Raw genomic sequence first — 18,335 nt, forward strand, 5'->3', positions numbered from 1 at the left:
GAAGGTCCGGTATTGAAGGGTCCTGGATCTTTCTGATCTGCCCATCCTTGGTCACGCGGCGAATGCCGCAGTGAACAAGGAGTGTTCGGGGTGGACATGCACAACGCGCGCGACACGGGAGCGGCGCGGCTGGAGGACCCGTGGTACGACGCGCTCGCGTCCGGCTGGGGTGAGGCGGACGACACGGACGGCGACCCCGGGCGCGCGCGTCCGCCCGCCGCCCAGGCGGTCTACACGGAGGTGCACGGCAGCGCCGCCTTCCAGGAGGTGCGCCGCCGCTATCGCCGGTTCGTGTTCCCGGTGACCGCCGTGTTCCTCATCTGGTACCTCGCGTATGTCGTCGCGGCCACCGCCGCCCCCCAACTGATGGCCCGCCCGGTCGTGGGCACGCTCAATGTGGCGATGGTCGCGGGGCTCGCGCAGTTCGCCACCACCTTCCTGCTGACCTGGGCGTACGCCCGGCACGCACGGCTGCGCCGGGACCGGGTCGCGCTCGAACTCCGCTGGGTGACGCAGGAGATGATGCGGGGGCACGGACGGTGACCGGCGATCAGCAGAGCCTGGCGCTGCTGCTCTTCGGCGTCTTCGTGGCGGTCACCTTGGCCATCACCACCTGGGCGGGGCGCCGGCGGCACGGCTCGCCGGAGGAGTTCTACGCGGGCGGGCGGCTGTTCTCCCCGATGGAGAACGGCTTCGCCATCGCCGGTGACTACATGTCCGCCGCGTCCTTCCTCGGGATCTCCGGCCTGATCGCGCTCTTCGGCTATGACGGGGTGCTGTACTGCGTGGGCTTCTTCGTGGCCTGGCTGGTGGTCCTGCTGCTGGTGGCCGAACTGGTCCGCAACTGCGGCCGGTTCACCCTGGCGGATGTGCTGGCCGCGCGGATGCGGGAGCGCCGGGTCCGGATCGCCGCGGGCATCTCCTCGGTCACGGTCTGTGTGCTCTATCTCGTGGCCCAGATGGTCGGCGCGGGCAGTCTGGTCGCCCTGCTGCTCGGGGAGACCGGCGGCCGCGCCCGCGCCTGGACGGTGATCGGCGTGGGCACTCTGATGGTGGTCTTCGTGGCGCTCGGCGGGATGCGTGCCACGACCTGGATCCAGATCGTGAAGGCCGTGCTGCTGATGGGCGGGGCGATCGCGCTGACCGCCCTGGTCCTCGTCCGCTTCCGCGGCGATCTCGACACCCTGCTCAGCACCGCGGCGCGCAACAGCGGCCACGGCGTGGACTTCCTCGCCCCGGGGCTCAAGTACGGCGGCGACTGGACCGCCCGGCTGGACTTCGTGAGCCTCGGTCTCGCCCTGGTGCTGGGCACCGCCGGGCTCCCGCACATCCTCTCGCGCTTCTACACCGTGCCCACCGCCCGTGCCGCCCGTCGCTCGGTGATCTGGTCCATCGGGCTGATCGGCGGCTTCTATCTGATGACGATCGTGCTCGGCTTCGGCGCGGCCGCCGTGCTGGGCACCGATGCCGTACGGACCTCCAACGCGGCCGGGAACACGGCCGTTCCGCTGCTCGCGCTGGACCTCGGCGGCGGCGCCGGGTCGACCGGGGGCACGGTGCTGTTCGCGGTCGTCGCCGCGATCGCCTTCGCCACCATCCTCGCCGTCGTCGCCGGGATCACCCTCGCCTCCTCGGCCTCCGTAGCCCATGACCTCTACGGCTCGCTGAGCCGGAGGGCGGGCCGTACCCCGCGCGGCGAGGTGGTGGTCGCGCGGATCGCGGCGGTGGGGATCGGGGCGGCCGCGATCGGTCTTGGGCTGCTCGCCGCGGACCTCAATGTGGCGTTCCTGGTGGGGCTCGCGTTCGCCGCCGCCGCGTCGGCGAACCTTCCGGTGCTGCTGTACTCGCTGTTCTGGCGGCGGTTCACCGCGCGCGGCGCGGTCTGGTCGGTCTACGGGGGGCTGCTTCCGGCGGTGGTGCTGGTGGTGCTGTCCCCGGTGGTCTCCGGCGGCCCGGACGCGATCTTCTCCGGGGTGGACTTCCACCTTTTCCCGCTCCAGAACCCGGGGCTGGTCTCGGTGCCCCTCGGGTTCCTCGCGGGCTGGCTCGGGACGGTCACCTCACCCGCCCCCGCGGACGCCCCCGCCCATGTCGCCAAGCACGCCGAGACGGAGGTGCGGGCCCTCACCGGGGCGGGCGCGGCCTGAGGCGGGAAGGGGCTCAGACCCAGTCGTAGCGGTGCTCGGGGCGGCCGGTCTCGCCGTATTTGAGGCTGAGCCGCACCCGGCCCGTGCGCTCCAGCAGCTTCAGATAGCGCTGTGCGGTCTGTCTGCTGAGCGAGGAGCGCTCGGCCACCTCCTGCGCCGACAGCGGGCCCTCGGCGCCCCGCAGCACCTCCCGCACGAGATCGGCGGTGAGTGCCGAATGGCCCTTGGGCAGTTCGGCGGGGCCGGCCGAGGCGCCGCCCAGGGCGCCGAAGATCCGGTCCACCTGGTCCTGCCCGGCCTCGCCGTCGCCCTCCAGGGCACGGCGCAGCGCCGCGTACCCCTCCAACTTGGCCCGCAGTCCCGCGAAGGTGAACGGCTTGACCAGGTACTGCAGCGCGCCATGGCGCATCGCCGCCTGGACGGTCGCGATGTCGCGGGCCGCGGTCACCATGATGATGTCGGTGTGATGGCCGAGCTGCCGCAGCCGCCGCACCAGCGACAGCCCCGTCTCATCCGGCAGATAGTGGTCGAGCAGCACCAGGTCGACGTGGGCGCCCTGGGCGCCCCGGGCGTCCTGGCCGCCCCGGGCGTCCTCCAGGAAGGCCAGCGCCTCGGCGGCGGTGTGCGCCTGCCCCGCGACGCGGAATCCGGCCACCTTGCCGACGTACGCGGCGTTGACCCGGGCCACCCGGACGTCGTCGTCCACGACCAGCACCTCCAGGGGCCCGCCCGGTCCGGTTCCAAGGGTCATCGTGGCTCTCCTGTCGCGGTCAGCGGCGCCCCGGCCGGCTGTTCGGCCAGCGCCTCGGGAAGGACGACGGTGAACTCCGCGCCCCCGCCCTCCCGGTCGGACACGCGGACGCTGCCGCCCTGGCGTTCGGCGAGCCGGCGGACCAGCGCGAGCCCTATGCCGCGCTTGCCGTGCGCGGGCGGCTCCTTGGTCGACCAGCCCTCGGTGAAGACCACGTCGCGCCGGTCGGCGGGGATCCCGGGGCCGGTGTCGGAGACCCGCAGCAGCACCGTACGGTCGTCAGCGCACAGCTCCACCTCGACCCGCGGCTCCGGCGAACCGACCGCCGCGTCCAGGGCGTTGTCGATGAGATTGCCGACGATCGTCACCACCCCCGGTGGGTCCACCAGCCGGTTGGGCAGCAGGCTGTCCTCGGCCACGGACAGCGAGACGCCGCGTTCGGTCGCGACCGTGGCCTTGCCGACCAGCAGGGAGGCCAGCAGCGGATCGTGCACCCGCTCGGTGACCTGCTCGGCGGTGGCCCGGTGCACCCCGATCGCCTCGGTGATGAACTCCATCGCCTCGTCGTGCAGTTCGAGTTCGATCAGGCCGAGGAGGGTGTGCATCCGGTTGGCGTGCTCATGGTCCTGCGCCCGCAGGGCGTCGATCAGGCCCCGAGTGCCGTCCAGCTCGCGGCCCAGCCGCTCCAGCTCGGTGCGGTCACGCAGGGTGACCACCGCTCCGCCGTCGTCCGTCGGCATCCGGTTGGCGACCAGCACCCGGCCGCCGCTGACGGCCAGCAGATCGGCGCCGGTGACCCGCCCGGAGAGCACATCGGTCGTACGGCCCGGGGCCAGCACCGCCTCCAGGGGCTGCCCGGTGTCCTCGGGACGCAGATCCAGCAGCCGCTGGGCCTCGTCGTTGATCAGCCGGATGCGGCCGTGGACGTCGAGGGCGACGACGCCCTCCCGGATGCCGTGCAGCATCGCCTCGCGCTCGGCCAGCAGTGCCGAGATATCGGAGAAGGCCAGGTCATGGGTGCGCCGCTGGAGTCGGCGGGAGACCACGTACGCGGCCAGGGCGCCGACGGCGAGCGCGCCGCCCGCGTAGGCGAGCATCTCCGGGACCGCGGCGACGAGCCGGGCGCGCACGCTCTCGTAGGAGATGCCCACGGAGACGGCGCCCACGATACGGCCGTCCCCGGCGCGCAGGGGCACCTTCCCGCGGGCCGACCGGCCGAGGGTGCCGTCGTCGATCTCCATGACCTCCCGGCCCTCGATGGCCTCGGTGGGGTCGGTGGAGACATGCTTACCGATCTCGTCCGGGGAGGTGTGGGACCAGCGCACCCCGCGCCGGTCCATGATCACGACATATTCGGCGCCGGTCGCCCGGCGGATGCGCTCCGCCTCGGTCTGCACCGGCCCGCCGGGGGTGGGCCGGGTGTGCTGGAGCGCGTCGGCCATCCGGGGCTCGGCGGCCGTGGTCTGGGCGATGGCGAGGGCACGGCGCATGGCCTGGTCGTCGAGGTGGTCGCTCAGCGGCGCGAGGAAGAGGCCGGTCGCGAGCACGGTGACACCCGTGGCGATGGCCAGCTGCATCAGCAGGACCTGGGAGAAGACGCGTCGGGGCCAGCCGATGCGCCACCTGGTGGCCGTGGCTGCCGGCCCCGGCGGTATCGCGGCGCTCATGGCAACGAAGGGTAACCAAGGGCGCGTGGGAGGGACCGGGGCAGGACCTGGGGAGGCGCCAGCGGAGGGGGCCGGGAGCGGCGATCAAGGGGTGCCGCGGGGGTGGATATGGGCTTTACGGAGCGGGGCCTGGGCGTCAGAGGCGCCCGGCGGCCATCGCCCGTACGCCGTGTACGGGCCGCCGGGCGGTCCGGATCCCGACGACCTCCATCCGGGCCGGGGAGCCCAGGGGGAAGCCGCAGCTCTCCGGCCGCGGCGGCGCCGCGGCGAGCTGCCCGACGCTCACCCGCCAGGCCCGCCCGTCGCGGTGCTCGACGGTCACGGACCAGACCGGGGCCGCGCCCTCGGTCCGTACGACGGTCAGCGCGTCGGCCCCGTCCTCGCGGGTCAACTCGCGGATGGCCAGCTCCGCCGCCTGGCCGGGGCGCTCCCAGGCGGAACGGCCGCGGCAGCCGTCGGTGACCACCCGGCCGTTCCGGAGCGCCTCGATGACGTCCTTGACGCCCTGTGCGGTGGCTCTGCCGTAGGTGTAGCCGTGCGGCAGCACGACGAGGGTGGGGGAGAAGCGATGGCCGCCGATGTGGGTGATCTCCCAGGTGCTGTGGACCCCGGAGGCGGCCAGCTCACCGGCCAGTGGGCGGCCGAGGAGGGCGCAGCAGCGGTCGCGCTTGCCGTTGGTGCACACCAGCACCAGCGGATCGCCGGTGTACTGCTCCCAGGCGGCGGGGTCATGGGGCTCGTGGAGTTCGTGGGGCTCGTGGAATTTGTGGGGCGCATGGGGGCGCAGGGTGAGCCCGCCGGGGTCGCCCGCGCCCAGCGCGGCGAAGTCCAGGTCGAGCAGCCGTGCCGGGTCGTCCAGGGCGGTGGTGCGGATCCAGGAGCGGCCGGGCCGGGTGTGGGCCACGAACACCCGGTGCCGGGCGCCGGTGTGCAGATCGGCGTGGCGGCCGGGGCGGCGGATCAGCGCGACCCGTACGCCGGTGCCCTCGGCGGCGCGCTCCAGGGCGCGCCCTGCGGCCGGGTCGAGGCGGCTGGCGGTGAGGGCCTCGGTGCCCCAGGGTCCGGGCTGTTCCACCAGCAGCCAGGTGGGGGCGGTGGCCGCCGTCCCGGCGAGCGGCTCGGACAGGTCGCGGGAGGCGGTCGCGCACGTGCTCACGAAGGTAAGCCTAACCTCTCTTGATCGAGAGCGCTCGCCGGGTCGTGCGTACGCGCCGGAGCCGTGGTGGAGCGATGAACGACCGGAGCCGGACGGCGCCTCATCGGCCCCTGGGCCCCAGGCGGCGGAGCGCAGCGGTCCGTATTCCGCCGCGTACTCGCCGTTCCATGGGGTGGGAGCAGACGGGAAAATGGCGCCCAGGGGGCGGAGGGGGCGGATATGGGTGGCTTATGGGCGCGGTGGCGCAGCCGCCGGGGGAGACGCGGGGCGCGCTCGCTGGATCCCGGGCTGAGGGCCATGGTGAGGGCGGCCTACGACGAGGGGCGGCCGATTCCGGAATCGCTCGCCCGTAAGGCGGCCGAGGCCGGAGATCCGCGGGGGATGACCGTCTACGGCATCGGGCTGGGGCAGCGGGGCGCGTACGCCGAGGCGGTCCACTGGCTCGGTAAGGCCGCCGAGACGGGGGATCTCTCGGCCATGGTGGTGCTCGGCACCGTCCACCTGGACCGCGGCGAGCTGGGCGATGCGGAGCGGCACTTCCAGCGGGCAGCGGACCGCGGCCACGCCGGTGCGCGTCTCGCCCTCCGGCAGATGCGCGCCCGGCGCAACGGCAGCGGCCACTGAATCGTTTGCCGTGGCCTTCCGCCGTACGGGGCCCGCTTCACCGGGGCGCCCGGACGCGAACCGGGGCGGCCCGGCCGCGGTAAGGGGGCGCTCCCGGTGGCAGCCGGGGAGCTTGGTGCGGCCGTGCGCACGGCGGAGGATCGCCCCCGTCCTTGGACGGCGGGCGTACTCGGGCCGCTGCGGCGCCGCGGCGAGGGGCCGTGCCGGGGGCCGGGAGCGGGTCGGCCGTCACATCGGGCCATGCCGTGCCGCGGCGAGCCGTGCCGCGGGTCGGGGAGCGGAGCGGCCCGTGTGCGGACGGCCCGAGGGGCGTGAGCGGCGCCTGCGGCCGTGAGCTGCGCGGTGCCGGTGAGCTGCGTGGTGTTCGGGAACGGCCCGATGCCCATGAGCGGCGCGATGCCCGTGAGCGGCGAGGCAGGCGAGGCACCCAGGAACGGCGAGAGGCGCGGCACCCTCGCGGTGCCGCGCCTCCGCGCGCTCGTCCTGCTCGTCCGGGCCATACCGGCCCGTCCCGCCCGTCCTGCCAGCCCCGGCCCGTCCCGTCCGTCCGGCCAGGCCCGTCCGCCCGTCCGGGCTACACCGGCCCGGCCACCACCGTCACCGGCTTGGCGAGCGGCTCGCCCGAGCCGTCGCGGCGCGGGTCGATCTCCGGCAGGGGCGCCGGGGAGCCGTTCGCCCCCGCCGCGCGGGCCGGGATCGCGCCCGCCCAGGCCATGACCAGGCAGTCCTCACCCTTCAGGAACCGCTGACAGCGCACCCCGCCCGTGGCCCGGCCCTTGCGCGGGTACTGGTCGAAGGGGGTGAGCTTGGCCGACTGCTGTACCGAGTCATCGAGGGTGCCGCTGGCGCCCGCGACCGTGAAGACCACCGCGTCGCTCGCCGGGTCGACGGCCGTGAACGAGATCACCTTGGCGCCGGAGGTGAGCTTGATGCCCGCCATACCGCCCGCCGCGCGGCCCTGCGGCCGCACCTGGCCGGCCGCGTAGCGCAGCAGCTGGGCGTCGTCGGTGATGAAGACCAGATCCTCCTCGCCGGTGGACAGCTCCACCGCGCCCACGATCCGGTCGCCCTCCCTGAGGCCGATGACCTCCAACTCGTCCTTGTTGGCGGGATAGTCGGGGACCACGCGCTTGACGACGCCCTGCTCCGTGCCGATCGCGAGCCCCGGTGAGGACTCGTCCAGGGTGGTGAGGCAGATCAGCTCCTCGTCGTCCTCCAGCGAGAGGAATTCGGCGATGGGTGCCCCGCCCGACAGATTCGGGGGTGCGGCCGACTCCGGGAGGATCGGGAGGTCGATCACCGAGAGCCGCAGCAGCCGCCCGGTGGAGGTCACCGCCCCCACGGAGGCGCGGGCCGTGGCCGGGACCGCGGAGACGATCACATCGTGCTTGGCGCGCTTGGCCTTCCCCTCGACCGGGAACGGCTCGCCGTTGGCGGTACGGGCCAGCAGCCCGGTGGAGGACAGCAGCACCCGGCAGGGGTCGTCCGCGACCTCCAGCGGCACCGCGGTCACCGGCGCGTTCGACGACTCCAGCAGCACCGTGCGGCGCGGGGTGCCGAACTTCTTGGCCACCGAGGCCAGTTCGGCGGAAACCAGCTTGCGCAGCTCGGCGTCGGAGTCGAGGATCCGGGTCAGCTCCTCGATCTCGGCGTTGAGCCGGTCGCGCTCCGACTCCAGCTCCAGCCGGTCGAACTTGGTCAGCCGGCGCAGCGGGGTGTCCAGGATGTACTGCGTCTGGATGTCGGAGAGGCCGAAGCGCTCGATGAGGGACCGCTTGGCCTCCGCCGCGTTCTCGCTCTGCCGGATGAGGCGGATGACCTCGTCGATGTCGAGCAGGGCCACCAGCAGACCCTCGACCAGGTGCAGCCGGTTCCGTCGCTTGGTGCGCCGGAACTCGCTGCGCCGCCGGACCACGTCGAAGCGGTGGTCGAGGTAGACCTCCAGCAGCTCCTTCAGGCCCAGTGTGAGCGGCTGGCCGTCCACCAGCGCCACGTTGTTGATGCCGAAGGACTCCTCCATCGGCGTGAGCTTGTAGAGCTGCTCCAGCACGGCCTCGGGGTTGAAGCCGTTCTTGATCTCGATGACCAGCCGCAGCCCGTGCTCACGGTCGGTGAGGTCCTTGACGTCCGCGATGCCCTGGAGCTTCTTCGCGCCGACCAGGTCCTTGATCTTGGAGATGACCTTCTCGGGCCCCACCGCGAAGGGGAGCTCGGTGACGACGAGGCCCTTACGGCGGGCCGTCACGTCCTCCACGGCCACCGTGGCGCGGATCTTGAAGGTGCCACGGCCCGTCTCGTACGCGTCCCGGATGCCGCTCATGCCCACGATCCGGCCGCCGGTGGGCAGGTCGGGTCCCGGCACATGCCGCATCAGCGTGTCGAGGTCCGCGCCCGGGTGCCTGATCAGATGGCGGGCGGCGGCGATGACCTCGCCCAGATTGTGCGGCGGCATATTGGTGGCCATGCCGACCGCGATTCCGGACGTGCCGTTGACCAGCAGGTTCGGATAGGCGGCGGGGAGGGTGACCGGCTCCTGCTCACTGCCGTCGTAGTTCGGGGAGAAGTCGACCGTGTCCTCGTCGATCGACTCGGTCATCAGCGAGGTCGCCGACGCCATCCGGCACTCGGTGTACCGCATCGCGGCCGGCGGGTCGTCGTTGCCCAGCGAGCCGAAGTTGCCGTGGCCGTCGACCATCGGCAGGCGCATGGAGAACGGCTGCGCCATGCGCACCAGCGCGTCGTAGATCGACGCGTCGCCGTGCGGGTGCAGCTTTCCCATCACCTCGCCGACGACGCGGGCGCACTTCACATAGGAGCGCTCGGGGCGCAGGCCCATGTCGTTCATCTGATAGAGGATGCGGCGGTGCACGGGCTTGAGCCCGTCTCGGGCGTCGGGCAGCGCGCGCGAGTAGATGACCGAGTAGGCGTACTCGAGGTAGGAGCCCTGCATCTCGTCGACGACGTCGATGTCGAGGATGCGCTCCTCGAAGTCGTCCGGCGGCGGGGTCTTCGTGCGGCGGCGGGCCATCGCGCTTGGGGCTCCTTCAACTGCCGATGCGGGATCTGACGCGGACCATTGTGGCCCGGCCTACCGACAAGTGTGGAACGGCCCGGGGCGCTCGCGGTCGGGGCGGGCCCCGGAACCGCGCCCGGCGGCACCGTACGAAGCCCCTCGAAGGGGCCCGGATCCGGCGCCGGAGGGCTCGCCGAAACGGTTCGGGACAGCTCGGCGGGACGGGAGTGGACCGGAACTTCGCCAGATGTCCGTCCCCTTGCATACAGTGACAGAAGCGCTGCGCAAGCGGCTGGCACGCGCTCCATCACGCGATCGAAGGGACGTACATGCCCATGGGTCACACGGCCACGCAGCAGGCCGGCTCCGGCGGCTTGAAAGCGACTGAGCACCGCCTGGCCAATGGCCTGCGCCTGGTGCTCTCCGAGGACCATCTGACCCCGGTCGCCGCGGTCTGTCTGTGGTACGACGTCGGCTCGCGCCATGAGGTCAAGGGGCGCACCGGCCTGGCGCACCTCTTCGAGCACCTGATGTTCCAGGGCTCGGCGCAGGTCACCGGCAACGGCCACTTCGAGCTGGTGCAGGGGGCCGGCGGCTCGCTCAACGGCACGACCAGCTTCGAGCGCACCAACTACTTCGAGACCATGCCCGCCCACCAGGTCGAGCTCGCCCTGTGGCTGGAGGCCGACCGGATGGGGTCCCTCCTGACCGCGCTGGACGAGGAGAGCCTGGAGAACCAGCGCGACGTCGTCAAGAACGAGCGCCGTCAGCGGTACGACAACGTCCCGTACGGCACCGCCTTCGAGAAGCTCGTCGCCATGGCGTACCCCGAGGGCCACCCGTACCACCACACCCCGATCGGCTCCATGGCCGACCTGGACGCGGCCTCCCTGGAGGACGCGCGGGAGTTCTTCCGCACCTACTACGCCCCCAACAACGCCGTGCTGTCGATCGTCGGCGACATCGACCCCGAGCAGACGCTCGCCTGGATCGAGAGGTACTTCGGCTCCATCCCCTCCCACGAGGGCAAGCGGCCGCCCCGCGACGGCACGCTCCCGGAGGTGATCGGCGATCAGCTGCGCGAGGTCGTGGAGGAGGAGGTCCCGGCCCGCGCCCTGATGGCCGCGTACCGGCTGCCGCACGACGGCACCCGTGAGTCCGACGCCGCCGACCTGGCGCTGACCGTCCTCGGCGGCGGTGAGTCCTCCCGGCTCCACAACCGCCTGGTGCGCCGCGACCGCACCGCCGTGGCCGCCGGGTTCGGCCTGCTGCGGCTGTCGGGCGCCCCCTCGCTGGGCTGGCTGGACGTGAAGACCTCCGGTGGGGTCGAGGTGCCCGCCATCGAGGCCGCCGTCGACGAGGAGCTGGCCCGCTTCGCCGAGGAGGGGCCGACCCCGCAGGAGATGGAGCGCGCCCAGGCGCAGATCGAGCGCGAGTGGCTGGACCGGCTGGCCACGGTCGGCGGCCGGGCCGACGAGCTCTGCCGTTACGCGGTGCTCTTCGGCGACCCGCAGCTGGCGCTGACCGCCGTGGAGAGGGTGCTCGACATCAGCCCCGAGGAGGTGCGGGCCGTGGCCGCGGCGCGGCTGCGCCCCGACAACCGCGCCGTGCTGGTCTACGAGCCCGTCCAGGGCGCCGAGGACGCAGCCGACACCGCCGAAGCCGCCGAGACCGACGCAGAAGGGGAGGCGGCCCAGTGAGCGACGCCGTCACCGCGACCATGACCTTCCACCCGCAGCCCAAGGGCGGCACCCCCAGGCCGTGGGCGTTCCCGGCCCCCGAGCGCGGTGAGCTGCCCAACGGTCTCACCGTGCTGCGCTGCCACCGCCCCGGGCAGCAGGTCGTCGCCGTCGAGATCAACCTGGAGGCGCCGCTGGACGCCGAGCCGGCCGGGCTCGAAGGCGTCGCCACGATCATGGCGCGCGCCCTGTCGGAGGGCACGGACAAGCACGACGCCGAGGAGTTCGCCGCCGAGCTCGAGCGCTGCGGCGCCACGCTGGACGCCCACGCCGACCACGCCGGTATCCGCGTCTCCCTGGAGGTCCCGGTCTCCCGGCTGCCCAAGGCGCTCGGTCTGCTGGCCGACGCGCTGCGCGCCCCCGCCTTCCCGGACGGCGAGGTCGAGCGGCTGGTGCGCAACCGGCTGGACGAGATCCCCCATGAGCTGGCCAACCCGGCCCGCCGCGCCTCCATGGCCCTCTCCGCGGAGCTCTTCCCGGCCGAGTCGCGGATGTCCCGGCCGCGCCAGGGCACCGAGGAGACCATCGAGGGCATCGACGCCGCGGCCGTGCGGGCCTTCTACGAGGCGCATCTCCGCCCCTCCACCGCCACCGCCGTCATCGTGGGCGACCTCGGCGGCGTCGACCTGGACCGGGCGCTCGCGGACACCCTCGGCGCCTGGACGGGTGGGGCGGGCGCGCCGCGCACGGCTCCCCCGATCGTCGCGGACGACACCGGCCGTGTGGTGATCGTCGACCGGCCGGGCGCGGTGCAGACCCAGCTGCTCATCGGGCGCGTGGGCGCCGACCGCCACGACCGGGTCTGGCCCGCGCAGGTGCTCGGCACGTACTGCATGGGCGGCACCCTCACCTCTCGCCTCGACCGCGTGCTGCGCGAGGAGAAGGGCTACACCTACGGGGTGCGCGCCTTCGGCCAGGTGCTGCGCTCCGGGCCCCCGTCGCCCGCGGGCGGCTCCTCGGGCGCCTCGATGCTGGCGATCAGCGGCTCGGTGGCCACCGAGGTCACCGGCCCCGCGCTGGACGACCTCTGGAAGGTGCTGCGCACGCTGAAGGAGGAGGGGCTGACCGACGACGAGCGCGATGTCGCGGTGCAGAACCTGGTGGGCGTCGCCCCGCTGAAGTACGAGACGGCGGCGTCCGTCGCGAACACCCTCGCCGACCAGGTCGAGCAGCATCTTCCGGACGACTTCCAGGCGCAGTTGTACGCCCGTCTGGCGGAGACCGGCACGGTGGAGGCCACCGCCGCGGTGGTGAGCGCCTTCCCGGCGGACCGGCTGGTCACGGTGCTGGTCGGGGACGCCTCGGCGATCGAGGAGCCGGTCCGGGCGCTGGGCATCGGCGACGTGCGCGTCATCTCCAACTAGACGTGCGCGTGATCTCCAACTAGGGCAGGAGAGTTGGCCGGATCCATGCGCGGAACCACCGGTCCGGGCGGCTCACTGACGATCCGGCAGGCGGTCCGGCGGACGTCCGGCCCATGAGCCGACAGCGGAAGGACCCCGGCCCCGAAAGGGCGCCGGGGTCCTTCCGACATGCCCGATTTATGGGATTGGCTGCTTGTTTGGTTTGTGGGGAGAGCAACAAAAAACCGGAACCGTTTGGTGATCGAAAGCGGGCCCGTTTAGCGTCAGTCCGGCTGTTCGCCAGCGACCCGCCGCACCCGCGGCACCGGACAGTCATCGCCGAGTCCCCGTACGGCGCAAGCCAGGGGAGCCGGGGACCCAACACGTCCCCAGGGGTGAATCGGGCGCCTTCCCCGGCCGGGGGAGGGGTCCGTAGGAGACCTTCCTGCTCCGAACCCGTCAGCTAACCCGGTAGGCGAGAAGGAAGGAAAGGAGTGCGCCTCAGTATGGCGTCCACCCGCACTGCCACCGGGAAACATCGCCGCACCAGTAAGGTCAACATCCGTACGGGCGCGAACGTCGTGGGCATCACGACCGTCGCCTCGGGTGTGGTCGCCGGGCTCACCGGACAGGCGTTCGCGGCCGACGGGGGCCCCAGTCCCCAGCAGACCGGTCTGACCCAGGCGATCGTGATCGGCGACGGGATCGCGGACCACATCGAGGCCCAGGCGCAGTCCCAGGAGACCGCCGCCGAGCAGGCCGCCGCCAAGGCCAAGGCGGAGGCGATCGCCCGCCAGGAGGCCGCCAGAAAGGCGGAGGCCGCGGCGAAGAAGGCCAAGGCCGAGCGCGAGGCCAAGGAGCGCGCGGCACGCGAGGCCGAGCGCAAGCGCCTCAACACCTTCGTGTCGCCGATCAGCGGCTCCTACGTCTCCACCGGTTACCAGGCGTCCAGCGGGCTGTGGTCCTCCGGCAGCCACACCGGCATCGACTTCCACGCCTCCACCGGCACCACGGTGCACTCCGTGGGCATGGGCGAGATCGTGGAGGCGGGCTGGGGCGGCTCCTACGGCAACAACGTCGTCATCAAGATGAACGACGGCACGTACACCCAGTACGGCCACCTGTCGTCGATCAGCGTCTCGGTCGGCCAGAAGGTCACCCCCGGCCAGCAGATCGGCCTGTCGGGCGCCACCGGCAATGTCACCGGACCGCATCTGCACTTCGAAGCCCGCACCAGCCCGGACTACGGCTCGGACATGGACCCGCTGTCGTACCTGCGCACGCACGGCGTCAGCGTCTGACCCGTCGCGCGTCCGACGCGAACGCCGCGCGGTCTCACGATCCCGAGATCCCGAGACCCCGTGAGACTTCCGAGAAGGCCCCGTCCGCCGGACGGGGCCTTCGGCGTGCCACCGCCCGCCTGACCAAAAAATAGCCATGAAATGCTTCCCGCCATCGGAAATGGCGTCCGCGTGGAATAGAGTCGTTCAACGCGCATTCCATGGCCGCGTTTCGCGGGCGTTAAGGCGGAGGTTCGACAATGCGGGACCGTAAGTGAGCGGGGATACGAACGCGGTCCAGGGCGGTCGCCGGATTTCGGCACACGCGGTCTGCGCGGCGATTCGCGACGACATCGTCTCCGGCGCGTATCAACCGGGCAGCCGCCTCACCGAGGAACTGCTCGCCCGGCGCTACGGCGTCTCCCGGGTGCCGGTCCGCGAGGCCCTGCGCACCCTGGAGTCCGAGGGCTTCGTGACGACCCGGCGGCACGCGGGGGCCTGCGTCGCCCAGCCCTCCGAGCGTGAGGCGGCCGATCTGCTGGACATCCGCGCGCTGCTGGAGCCACTGGGCGCCGCGCGGGCCGCACAGCGCCGCACCGAGGCCCATCTGAAGGTGCTGCGCGGACTGGTCCGGCTCGGCCGGGAGCGCGCCCAGGGCGGTCAGCTCGGCGAACTGCGGCCGCTGGGCGACTGGTTCCACGAGACGCTCGCCCAGGCGTCCGGCAGCCCGAGCCTGGCCGCGCTGCTCGTCCAGCTGCGCCGTAAGACCGCGTGGGTGTACGCGGCCGCTCCCGGGGCGCGGTCCGCGCCGCCCGAGGGCGCCGCGCGCCCCGACCCGGCCGCGCGGGCCGTGGAGTCCTGGGCGGAGCACGGCGCGCTGGTGGACGCGGTGGCGCGCGGCGACGCCGACCGTGCGCGGGCGCTCGCCGCGGCGCACACCGAGCGCGCGCTGTCGGAATACCGGCTGCGCCGCCCGATTCCGGTGAGGACTTCGAAACATTCCGTCAACACGGCGAGCGGCCGGAATTAACAGAGCTCCCGTATACAACTTCTTGGGCTCCTTGCGAATTCCGTGGGCGGAAACAGAAAAACGGCGGGGCCGCGGTGGCCATTACGGCCACCGCGGCCCCGCCGTGCCGAATCCTTGGAATTCCCGGGAATCACCCGGGAATTCCAGGCAGGGCTCGCCCGGGGTCAGACGGTCTCGGGGAGCTCCTCGAGGCCCTCCGCCACCAGCTTCGCCAGGCGGTCGAGCGCGACCTCGGCGTCGTCCGCGTCGGAAGCCAGGACGACCTCCTCGCCGCCCTGGGCGCCCAGGCCGAGCACGGCCAGCATGGAGGCGGCGTTGACCGGGGTGCCGTCGCCCTTGGCGATCGTGATGGGGACGCCGGCGGCGGTGGCCGCCCGGACGAAGATCGACGCAGGGCGGGCGTGCAGGCCCTCGGCCCAGCCGATGGTGACGCGGCGCTCAGCCATGGTGTTGCCCTTCAGGTGTGACGGTGCTGTTGTCTAGACCAAAATCATACGGTGTCCGGATCCACCCGAACGATGTCCGAGTGGGCCCGGCCGTGCCCGGACTGGCCCGATACGGACCTTCCCCCGACACTTGGCCCCGACGCAAGGGTGTCCACCATCCGGACCGGGCGGGCCCGTACCCTGGCTCCCATGCGGAGCCCGTCGGACCATCACGCCTACCCGACCCACTGGGAAGCCGATGTGGTGCTCCGGGACGGCGGTACGGCACAGATCCGTCCCATCACCACCGATGACGCCCAGCGGCTGGTCAGCTTCTACGAGCGGGTCTCGGACGAGTCGAAGTACTACCGCTTCTTCGCGCCCTACCCCCGTCTCTCCGACCGCGATGTCCACCGCTTCACCCACCACGACTACGTCGACCGGGTGGGCCTGGCGGCCATAGTGGGGGATGAGTTCATCGCCACCGTTCGTTACGACCGCATCGACGGCCGGGGGATGCCGGCCGCTGCCCCCGCCGACGAGGCCGAGGTCGCCTTCCTCGTTCAGGACGCCCACCAGGGCCGCGGAGTGGCCTCCGCGCTCCTCGAACACATCGCCGCCGTGGCGCGCGAGCGGGGCATCCGGCGGTTCGCCGCCGAGGTGCTGCCCGCCAACACCAAGATGATCAAGGTGTTCACGGACGCGGGCTACACCCAGAAGCGCAGCTTCGAGGACGGGGTCGTCCGCCTCGAGTTCGACCTCGAACCCACCGACCGCTCCCTGGCCGTCATGCGCGCCCGCGAGCAGCGGGCCGAGGCCCGCTCCGTCCAGCGGCTGCTCGCGCCCGGCTCCGTGGCCGTCATCGGCGCCAGCCGCACGCCCGGCGGCGTCGGCCGCACCGTGCTGCGCAACCTCCTGGACGCCGGGTTCACGGGGCGCGTCCACGCCGTCAACCACGCCTTCCCCGACGACATGACGCGCCTGGAGCCCGAGGGCGTCCCGGCCCACCGCTCGCTGCGCGCCATAGAGGAGCCCGTGGACCTGGCCGTCGTCGCCGTCCCCGCCGAGCGGGTGCCCGACGTCGTGGCCGAATGCGGCGACCACGGCGTCCAGGGGCTCGTGGTGCTCTCCGCCGGATACGCCGAGAGCGGGGGCGAAGGCCGCGACCGGCAGCGGGACCTCGTACGCCAGGCCCGGTCCTACGGCATGCGCGTCATCGGCCCCAACGCCTTCGGCGTCATCAACACCGCCGACGGCGTCCGGCTGAACGCCTCCCTGTCCCCACAGCTGCCCAACCCCGGCCGGCTGGGCCTGTTCACCCAGTCCGGGGCGATCGGCATCGCGCTGCTGTCCGGGCTGAACCGGCGCGGCGCCGGGCTGGCGAGCCTCGCCGGGATCGCCGGAATATCGACCTTCGTGTCCGCCGGGAACCGCGCCGACGTCTCGGGCAACGACCTGCTCCAGTACTGGTACGACGATCCGCTTACCGACGTCGTCCTGATGTACCTGGAGTCGATCGGCAACCCCCGCAAGTTCACCCGGCTCGCCAGGCGCACCGCGGCCGTCAAACCGGTGGTCGTCGTCAAGGGCGCCCGCCACACCGGCAGCGCACCCACCGGCCACGCCGTGCCCACCACCCGGATCCCGGACGCCACCGTCTCCGATCTGCTGCGGCAGGCGGGCGTCATCCGGGTCGACACCGTGACCGAACTCGCCGACACCGGGGTGCTGCTCGCCTCCCAGCCGCTGCCCGCCGGTCCGCGCGTCGCCATCCTCGGCAACTCCGAGTCGCTCGGCCTGATCACCTACGACGCCTGCCTCACCGAGGAACTCCGCCCGCTGCCGCCCCGCGACCTGACCACGGACGCCGCCCCGGACGACTTCCGGCGCGCCCTGACCGAGGCCCTCGCCGACGACACCTGCGACGCCGTGGTCGTCACCGCCATCCCGTGGGTCGGCGACGGCAGCGCTCAGGCACTGGCCGCGGCCGTAAGGGAGGCGGCGCAGGCCCCCGGGCCCGGTCCGGCCAAACCGGTGGCGGTGGTCCACCTGGAGATCCAGGAGCTCGCGCAGGCCCTGGCCGGCACCGGCGACGAGCCCGCCCCCGGCACCCGCCGGATCCCCGCCTACCCCGCCGCCGAGCGGGCCGTACGGGCGCTCGCCGAGGCCGTGCGGTACGCGCGCTGGCGGGAGGAGGCCGCCGAGCCCGGACGGGTTCCGGAGTACGACGACATCGACGAGGCGGGCGCGGCGGCCGACATCCAGGTCCTGCTCGCCCCGGCCGACGGCACGGGCGGCGACGGCACGGGAGCCGGGACCGGAGACGGCACGGGCGCCGGAACCGGCCATGCCGTGGGCGCCGGGACCGGCGAAGCCACGAGCGCCGGGACCGGCCATGACATGGGCGGCGGGACCGGCGAAGCCACGAGCGGCGGGGCCTTCGACGGTACGGGCCCCGGCGTCGAGCTGTCCGCCGCCGACACCCAGCGCCTCCTGGCCCGCTACGGCGTCAGCGTGCTGCCCGCCCTCCCCGCGCCCGAGCCCGACGCCGCCGTACGGGCCGCCGAGCGGCTCGGCTTCCCGGTCGCGCTCAAGCCCACCGCCTCCCATCTGCGCCACCGCGCCGACCTGGGCGGGGTGCGGCTGGAGCTGGGCAGCGAGACGGAACTGCGCCGGGCCTACGCCGAGTTGACCGACTACCTGGGCCGCCCCGAGGAGCTGGGGCTGGTCGTCCAGCGGATGGCACCGCGCGGCGTGGACACCGTCGTACGGGCCGCCATCGACCCCGCCGCCGGGGCCGTGCTCTCCTTCGGGCTCGCCGGTGCCCCGTCCGAACTGCTCGGCGACACCGCCCACGGCCTCGTCCCCGTCACCGGCCAGGACGCCGCCGAGCTGATCCGGTCCATCCGGACCGCGCCGCTGCTGTTCGGCTGGCGCGGCTCCAAGCCGGTGGACACCGCGGCCCTCGAGGAGCTGCTGCTGAGGGTGTCCCGTCTGGTGGACGACCACCCCGAGATGGTCGCCGTCGACCTCGAACCCGTCGTCGTCGCCCAGCACGGCCTGTCCGTGCTGGGCGCCTCGGCGCGGCTCGCCCCGCCGCCCCCGCGCACCGACCTCGGCCCCCGCCATATGCCCGCCTACTGAGCCGCCCGCCGAGCCG

General features: G+C 73.0%; 13 protein-coding genes and 1 riboswitch. Of the genes, 8 read left to right on the top strand and 5 right to left on the bottom strand.

What is annotated here, in order from left to right; genetic code table 11:
- The first annotated feature begins 90 nt into the window (after nucleotides 1-90).
- Together J2Z30_RS19520 and J2Z30_RS19525 are read left to right on the top strand one after the other, a co-directional pair.
- Complete coding sequence (locus J2Z30_RS19520; RefSeq protein WP_308279973.1) at nucleotides 91-543, top strand: DUF485 domain-containing protein; 453 nt, start codon at nucleotides 91-93, stop codon at nucleotides 541-543.
- On the top strand, nucleotides 540-2,147 hold the full coding sequence (locus tag J2Z30_RS19525; protein ID WP_044569320.1) for a monocarboxylic acid transporter: 1,608 nt from the start codon (nucleotides 540-542) through the stop codon (nucleotides 2,145-2,147). Before J2Z30_RS19520 ends, J2Z30_RS19525 begins: the two co-directional genes overlap by 4 nt.
- A gap of 13 nt (nucleotides 2,148-2,160) precedes the next feature.
- Here the strand turns inward: J2Z30_RS19525 and J2Z30_RS19530 are convergent, their stop codons facing one another.
- The 3 genes from J2Z30_RS19530 to J2Z30_RS19540 form a co-directional block, all read right to left on the bottom strand.
- Nucleotides 2,161-2,898 carry a response regulator gene (locus tag J2Z30_RS19530; RefSeq protein ID WP_044569316.1) on the bottom strand — a complete coding sequence of 246 codons (738 nt, stop codon included), beginning with the start codon at nucleotides 2,896-2,898 and terminating at the stop codon, nucleotides 2,161-2,163.
- Nucleotides 2,895-4,565 carry an ATP-binding protein gene (locus J2Z30_RS19535; protein WP_078956592.1) on the bottom strand — a complete coding sequence of 557 codons (1,671 nt, stop codon included), beginning with the start codon at nucleotides 4,563-4,565 and terminating at the stop codon, nucleotides 2,895-2,897. Before J2Z30_RS19535 ends, J2Z30_RS19530 begins: the two co-directional genes overlap by 4 nt.
- Nucleotides 4,566-4,701: 136 nt before the next feature.
- Entirely contained in the window at nucleotides 4,702-5,721 is a 1,020-nt protein-coding gene (locus J2Z30_RS19540) for a ferredoxin family protein (protein ID WP_044569315.1), read from the bottom strand.
- Nucleotides 5,722-6,018: 297 nt separating this feature from the next.
- Between J2Z30_RS19540 and J2Z30_RS19545 the strand changes: the two genes are divergently transcribed.
- Entirely contained in the window at nucleotides 6,019-6,345 is a 327-nt protein-coding gene (locus tag J2Z30_RS19545) for a tetratricopeptide repeat protein (protein ID WP_245388199.1), read from the top strand.
- A gap of 574 nt (nucleotides 6,346-6,919) precedes the next feature.
- On the opposite strand, the gene J2Z30_RS19550 is transcribed toward J2Z30_RS19545, so the two are convergent.
- A complete protein-coding gene (locus J2Z30_RS19550) occupies nucleotides 6,920-9,373 on the bottom strand; it encodes a DNA gyrase/topoisomerase IV subunit A (protein ID WP_044569313.1) in 2,454 nt (817 codons plus the stop codon).
- Between the two features lie 314 nt (nucleotides 9,374-9,687).
- On the opposite strand from J2Z30_RS19550, the gene J2Z30_RS19555 reads away from it, so the two are divergent.
- The 4 genes from J2Z30_RS19555 (at nucleotide 9,688) to J2Z30_RS19570 (ending at nucleotide 14,750) form a co-directional block, all read left to right on the top strand.
- Nucleotides 9,688-11,058: a M16 family metallopeptidase gene (locus J2Z30_RS19555; protein WP_078956591.1), complete on the top strand. Its 1,371-nt coding sequence runs from the start codon at nucleotides 9,688-9,690 to the stop codon at nucleotides 11,056-11,058.
- Nucleotides 11,059-11,078: 20 nt separating this feature from the next.
- Entirely contained in the window at nucleotides 11,079-12,461 is a 1,383-nt protein-coding gene (locus J2Z30_RS19560; RefSeq protein WP_078957293.1) for a M16 family metallopeptidase, read from the top strand.
- A gap of 306 nt (nucleotides 12,462-12,767) precedes the next feature.
- Nucleotides 12,768-12,932: riboswitch (cyclic di-AMP (ydaO/yuaA leader) on the top strand.
- A 14-nt stretch (nucleotides 12,933-12,946) separates the two neighbouring features.
- A complete protein-coding gene (locus J2Z30_RS19565; protein WP_044569310.1) occupies nucleotides 12,947-13,741 on the top strand; it encodes a M23 family metallopeptidase in 795 nt (264 codons plus the stop codon).
- A gap of 253 nt (nucleotides 13,742-13,994) precedes the next feature.
- Entirely contained in the window at nucleotides 13,995-14,750 is a 756-nt protein-coding gene (locus J2Z30_RS19570) for a GntR family transcriptional regulator (protein ID WP_044569308.1), read from the top strand.
- 164 nt (nucleotides 14,751-14,914) lie between these two features.
- Here J2Z30_RS19570 and J2Z30_RS19575 read toward each other — a convergent pair whose 3' ends face one another.
- On the bottom strand, nucleotides 14,915-15,196 hold the full coding sequence (locus tag J2Z30_RS19575; protein WP_020867963.1) for an HPr family phosphocarrier protein: 282 nt from the start codon (nucleotides 15,194-15,196) through the stop codon (nucleotides 14,915-14,917).
- 189 nt (nucleotides 15,197-15,385) lie between these two features.
- Here J2Z30_RS19575 and J2Z30_RS19580 point away from each other — a divergent pair, with 189 nt between their 5' ends.
- The gene (locus tag J2Z30_RS19580; RefSeq protein ID WP_044581303.1) at nucleotides 15,386-18,319 is read left to right on the top strand and encodes a bifunctional acetate--CoA ligase family protein/GNAT family N-acetyltransferase; all 2,934 of its coding nucleotides are present in this window, start codon (nucleotides 15,386-15,388) and stop codon (nucleotides 18,317-18,319) included.
- Nucleotides 18,320-18,335 lie beyond the last annotated feature (16 nt).

The sequence above is a fragment of the Streptomyces iranensis genome (assembly GCF_017874715.1).
Lineage (GTDB): Bacteria > Actinomycetota > Actinomycetes > Streptomycetales > Streptomycetaceae > Streptomyces > Streptomyces iranensis.